The 5,303-nt window shown below is 61.8% G+C and carries 4 protein-coding genes and 1 riboswitch; of the genes, 2 read left to right on the top strand and 2 right to left on the bottom strand.

Annotation, left to right across the window (positions count from 1 at the left end):
* Positions 1-462 precede the first annotated feature (462 nt).
* Positions 463-2,361, bottom strand: coding sequence for a M61 family metallopeptidase (locus tag VK519_RS03915; protein ID WP_324347833.1), 1,899 nt, complete (start codon positions 2,359-2,361; stop codon positions 463-465).
* A 141-nt stretch (positions 2,362-2,502) separates the two neighbouring features.
* On the opposite strand from VK519_RS03915, the gene VK519_RS03910 reads away from it, so the two are divergent.
* The gene (locus tag VK519_RS03910) at positions 2,503-3,384 is read left to right on the top strand and encodes an alpha/beta fold hydrolase (RefSeq protein ID WP_324347832.1); all 882 of its coding nucleotides are present in this window, start codon (positions 2,503-2,505) and stop codon (positions 3,382-3,384) included.
* Positions 3,385-3,421: 37 nt separating this feature from the next.
* Here the strand turns inward: VK519_RS03910 and VK519_RS03905 are convergent, their stop codons facing one another.
* Positions 3,422-3,994 carry a hypothetical protein gene (locus VK519_RS03905; RefSeq protein ID WP_324347831.1) on the bottom strand — a complete coding sequence of 191 codons (573 nt, stop codon included), beginning with the start codon at positions 3,992-3,994 and terminating at the stop codon, positions 3,422-3,424.
* Between the two features lie 280 nt (positions 3,995-4,274).
* A riboswitch (Fluoride riboswitch) is annotated at positions 4,275-4,339 on the top strand.
* 115 nt (positions 4,340-4,454) lie between these two features.
* On the opposite strand from VK519_RS03905, the gene VK519_RS03900 reads away from it, so the two are divergent.
* The coding region (locus VK519_RS03900; protein ID WP_324347830.1) for a chloride channel protein at positions 4,455-5,303 on the top strand (849 nt) is incomplete at its 3' end.

Here is a 5,303-nt window from a genome sequence, read left to right as displayed (position 1 = left end):
TCTATGATTAGCTTGTCGGGGTGAAATCGATCGGCTGTGTCGCTGAGAGCCTTGCTAGCTTGACTGAGCTCGCGATACGAATGGAAATCACAATACTCGATCGCCTGTCCGTTCATCATCTTGCAAGAGAAGGTACTTTCATCAACGGGGGCGGCACCTGGATCCACGACCAACCGCTCCGGCTTCGCTCGAGCCTCATCCGCGTCGACATCAATGCTCGCGAGCTGCCCGTCGGAAGATCGTGGAACAGATTGCCGTGTCGTTCCCGCAACTGAACAGCGAGAAATCGGAGGTCGGCATGGAGCTGATCTGGCGTAAGCTGACCAACGCGAAGGCGTTCCTGAGTCACGGAAGCGCAAGTTGTGGAGGCGGACGCGTCCGGCATTAGGGCCATCGATCCGAGCAGAGTGCAGCAAAATGCCAAGGCCCACCCGTAAAGGGTTGGCACCGGCGGCTGGGTCATCAGTGAGCCTTGATGAGCGCGGCGAGGGTATCGGGCTTGCTCGTGTCGCGGACCAGATGCGGATACTTGAGCCCATCGTGGTAGTCCACGCGGATGGTCTGGTACTCGTCGAAGTTCTTCACCAGCAGCTCGATCGGCTGGCTCTTGTCCTTGGCCGCGGCGGTGATGGCGTCCTTGATGGCATCGCCGGAGAACTCCTTGCCGTTCACCGCGACGACCTTCATGCCGGATGAGAGTCCGGCGTTGAAGGCAGGCCCATCCCACAATACGTCGCTGATCTCGCCGCCCTTGCCGATCAATACGCCCAGCGAATAAGTGAGCTCGGAGACGTCGCGCTGTTTCTCCATGGCGCTGAGTGCGGCATTGGGCTTGTCGGTATAGACCAGCGTCCAGCCGTGGGAGGCCAGGCCGCCGATCAGCGGACCATGCCCGTCCAGGCGCTCACGCAGATAGGTCGCCCAGTCGAACGGTTGGATGGTGTTGAGCGTCTTGACGACGTCCTCGAAGGTGTAGGTATTGACGTCCCACTTGCCGTTCTCCATGCCGAAGAACGCCTTGCCGAAATTGTCGATGGTCTTCTTGTTGCCGCTGAGCTCACGCAGCTTGCCATCGACCTCCAGCCAGATCATCTGGCCGGCGGAGTAGTACTCCTGGCGGCCCTGGTAGTTGTGGTACGGCTGTCCGCCGCGCCCGCCCACCACCGGGTCGTTGGTGGTGTCCTGCACGTTGCGCCAGCTGGCCAGGCCCGGACGGCCCTTGTCATAGGTGGAGGCGGTATAGGCCCACATGTCGCGCGCCTGCTCGTCGGTCCACAAGCCCGAACGCGCAGCCATCACATGACCCCAGAACTGGGTTTGGCCCTCATACACCCACAGCAGCGTGTCGCTCATCGGCACGTTGAAGTTCGGCGTGGTGAGATCCGCGCCCCGGCGGTACTTGCCGTCCCACGAGTGGTTGAACTCGTGCGAGAACAAATCGCGGCTCATCGCGCTCTTGTTCCATTCGGTGAAGAAGTCCGCGACGGTGCCGTCTTCGCTGGAGCGGTGGTGCTCCAGGCCATTGCCGCTCATCTTGTCACTGAGCGAGACCAGGAAATCGTAGTGATCGTAGTGGTGCGCGCCGTACAGCTTGTACATCTGCTGCACCAGGTCGCGGAACGGCTTGATCTGCTCGGGTTTCATCTCCAGGTACTTCGGATCGTCAGCGACGAAGTCCATGTGCACCGGGGTTTGCGCACCCGGGTCCAGGTCCACGCGTTTGAAGTACTTGCCGGCATAGATCGGCGAATCGACCAGGTCGTCGTAGTCGATCATCTTGTAGGTCACCGTGTTGCCACTGGTGGACGCAACCTCCAGCGCGGTTCCGGCCTGCCAGCCGGCTGGGTAGGTCACGCTGGCCTGGGCCATGATGCGGTTGGCGTTGTACCCAGCCGGGTACAGCGTGGTGGCGTTCCACTGCAGGTTGAGCATTTCCGGGGTCATCACCACGCGGCCCTGCTTGGTGTCCTGCGGCGAGAGGTATTCGAAATAGGCCTGTACTTCGGTCGCGCCCTGCGGCACGTCCACATGGAAGGCGTAGACGTTGAGCGGATCGCGCGTCCACGGCAGCACCTTGCCGTTAGCCTTGACCACCAGCCCGGCGAGCTTGTCGATCGGGCCGGCCGGCGCATGCGTGCCGGGCAACCATTGCGGGTATAGCAGTGTCAGCGGGCCCGCCTGGACCGGAATCGTTTCGTTGATGCGGAACACGCGATGGGCGATATCGGTAGCGTCCACGGCGATCTTGATGGTGCCGTTGAATGCGATGTCCTGCGGTGGCGGCACGTCGGCGAAGGCGGGCATGGCGGCGAGCGCGAAGCCGGCGGCCAGCAGAGCGGAAGCGAGGGGTGTCATTTTCACGGAAGGGGCTCTCGTGTGGGGGCTGCGAATAGTGAGCATAACGCTATGCAATACCTGCTTCTGGAGATGGGAGCCGCAAATTCTTGCGCGTGGCTAATTGCTTCGGTAAGCTTTTGACGGCTCGCGATGTCGGGGGATCCGATGCTCAGACGCACATTTGTCCAGGCCCTTGCGGCGAGCCTCTCGATCGCACCGTTTTACCTGCAGGCGAAAGAGGCGGTTGCCATGCCCAACGCCCATTTTGCCGACGTGAACGGCCAGCACCTCTTTTACCAGAAGCATGGCACCGGCAAACCACTGATCCTCCTGCATGGCGGCGGCCCGGAGGTGGAAGCCTTCGCGGGTAATGTCGCAGGCCTGGCCAAGGGACGGCAAGTCATCGCCCCGCATCTTCAGGGACACGGGCGAACCCCCGATACCGACCGTCCCTTGCGGTGTGAATTCCTCGCCGATGACATCGCTGCGCTTATTCGACACCTGAATATCGGCAAGGCCGATGTCGCGGGTTATTCACTCGGTGGCGGTGTGGCCATTCAGTTGGCCATTCGCCACCCGGACGTGATCGATCGCCTGGTGGTGCTGTCGACGGTCATCAGCAACGACGGCTGGTATCCGGAAGGACGGGCTGCCATCGACCAGATGGAAGCCAATGCCCCGATGATTGGCGAGCATCTGAAGGCCTCGCCCGTGGGCAAGATGTACCCCGGCGTCGATTGGACGAAGCTGTTCCGGAAGACGGGCGAGATGATGAGGCAGCCGTTCGACTGGAGCGCCGGGGTGCGCCAGATCAAGGCTCGTACCTTGCTCGTTTTTGCCGACGCCGATGCAGTGCGCCTGGAGCACATCGTGGAGTTCTACAAGCTGCTTGGCGGAGGCCAGCGCGATGCGGGGATCGACGGCTCGCTGCGCGCAGCGAACCAGTTGGCGATCGTGCCCAACACCACGCACTACAACCTTGCCGGCAATCCGCTCATCACTGAGCTGGTCAATGGCTTCCTTGGGGCGAATGCAGCGCCGCGATGATCTTGGCGACCACTGAAGTAGGCGTGCACTTGCCCGGTCAACCGCCGTACTGTTTCGGAATTGGCCGCTCGGGGCTCTTCTCGCCTTGCCAATAGATCGTCACGACCCACCAGCGTTTACCGTCGAACAACAGTTGAAAGCTGTTGATGCCACGCTGGAATGGTTTGGCATCCGCTTCATGGCGCGATTCGTACGTGCTGAATACCTGGACGATGTTGCCGAAACGGTCTTCAGTGCGGTGTGCCTCGCGCTCGAAGAAACCATCCTTTTTCAGCATGGGCTCGCCCAGTCGGATGTAGTCCTCCACGCTCATTACATGAGCCGTGACGACGCCATCCTCGCCTGTATGTGCGGAAATCAGGCGTGCGCCTGGCACGAACAGCGAACGCATGCGATCCCAGTCACGCTGCTGTCCCTTGGGGCCCGAAATTACGTCATAGACCGCCTTGATGACCGCGTCTTCCGAAGCCACGTCCGCGGGTCGCGCAGCTGGCGTTGCGGCGGCTGGAGCGGGAGCAGGAGCGCTTTGGGCGGCGGTGGGTTGCAGCGGGGTCCCGGCGAGCGCCAGGGCGCAAAACACCGTCAATTTGCGAAGCGATACAAGGCCCATAGCGTGCACTCCCCTTCAGTGGTAATGGCGTTGCACCATAAGGAGCTTGGCGAACGCCGGCAAGTGCCCTCCCCTCCCCCGATTACCTGAGCTAATCGCCTTGCCCGAACGTCTGCTTCGGGTCGGACGCGGGCCCACAGATGATGACCGCCTCGACCGCCCGCGTCACGCGCACGAGGTTCTCTTCCAATGCACGGCGCATGCGCCGCAGGTGTGCATCGTAGGTGCCGCTCGCCAGGAAAGACGCCAGCCTTTACAAGACATGGTCTTCGGCCTAGTCTGAAACCACGGAGATGGCATTCCTCCGCGAACCGCCCCATCGGGGCTGATGATGCCTACGAACCCTGGACCCCGGGTGCGTAGCCACGTGAATGCGCCCCAAGTGCCAGGCCCATGAATTGACCTGGACTGTGCATGCGCCGATTTCGACACCGGGAACAGTGGAACTTCTTCCTTATCCATGAGTGATTTCCGCAACACGGCCAGGGAGCGCCTCCAGGCATTCGTTTCACATGACTTTCTGTCCCTCGCACAGTGGCGCAGACGCCTTCTGTTCTGGACGGGGGCTGTTGTCGTGGGCCTTGCAGCCGTGTTTTTTGCAAAAGCCGCCGATTACGCTTTTGCGTTGTTCCGACACGTCGCCTCCCACGGCTGCTGGGTGCCGCTTCTGATCACGCCGGCCATGTTTGCCTTGCTCTGCTGGCTCACCCAGGGCGCAATGAAGGCCACGCGAGGCTCTGGCATTCCCCAGGCCATTGCGGCACTCAAAGTGGAAGACGAGGCGTTTCGCACCCGGCTTCTTGCCCTTCGGGTGGCCACCGGCAAGATGGCATTGACCCTTGCAGCCCTCCTTGGCGGTGCGTCCGTGGGCCGAGAGGGCCCAACCGTGCACGTCGGGGCCGGCTTGCTCTACTCCATGGGTCGCCGCTTCGGCTTTGATGACCCGACATCAGCAGGGCGTTTCATCCTCGCTGGGTCCGCTGCCGGTCTAGCGGCTGCATTCAACACGCCCCTCGCGGGTGTGGTCTTTGCCATCGAAGAGATGTCAGGCACGTTCGAACACCGCATGAGTGGGACGTTGCTGACGGCTGTGATTGTCGCTGGCGTGGTATCGCTAGGGATTCTGGGCAACTATGCCTATTTCGGGGAGATAACGGCCGCCCTGCCTTTGGGGCGCGCGTGGCTTTCAGTCTTGCTGACCGGCATCGCTGGCGGACTCGCCGGAGGTCTTTTTTCGCGGCTCATTGTTCCTGCCGCCACAGGGTTTCGGGGAGCAGTGGCGCGACTTCGGACCCGCCAGCCGGTGGTT

Origin of the sequence: Pinirhizobacter sp., from assembly GCF_035317885.1 — a bacterium.
Lineage (GTDB): Bacteria > Pseudomonadota > Gammaproteobacteria > Xanthomonadales > Rhodanobacteraceae > Pinirhizobacter.
This window is presented reverse-complemented; position numbering and strand designations above follow the sequence as displayed.

Coding starts and splice junctions, on each gene's coding strand:
- VK519_RS03910 (WP_324347832.1), top strand. CDS start 2,503: ATGCTCAGACGCACATTTGTCCAGGCCCTTGCGGCGAGCCTCTCGATC.
- VK519_RS03905 (WP_324347831.1), bottom strand. CDS start 3,994: ATGGGCCTTGTATCGCTTCGCAAATTGACGGTGTTTTGCGCCCTGGCG.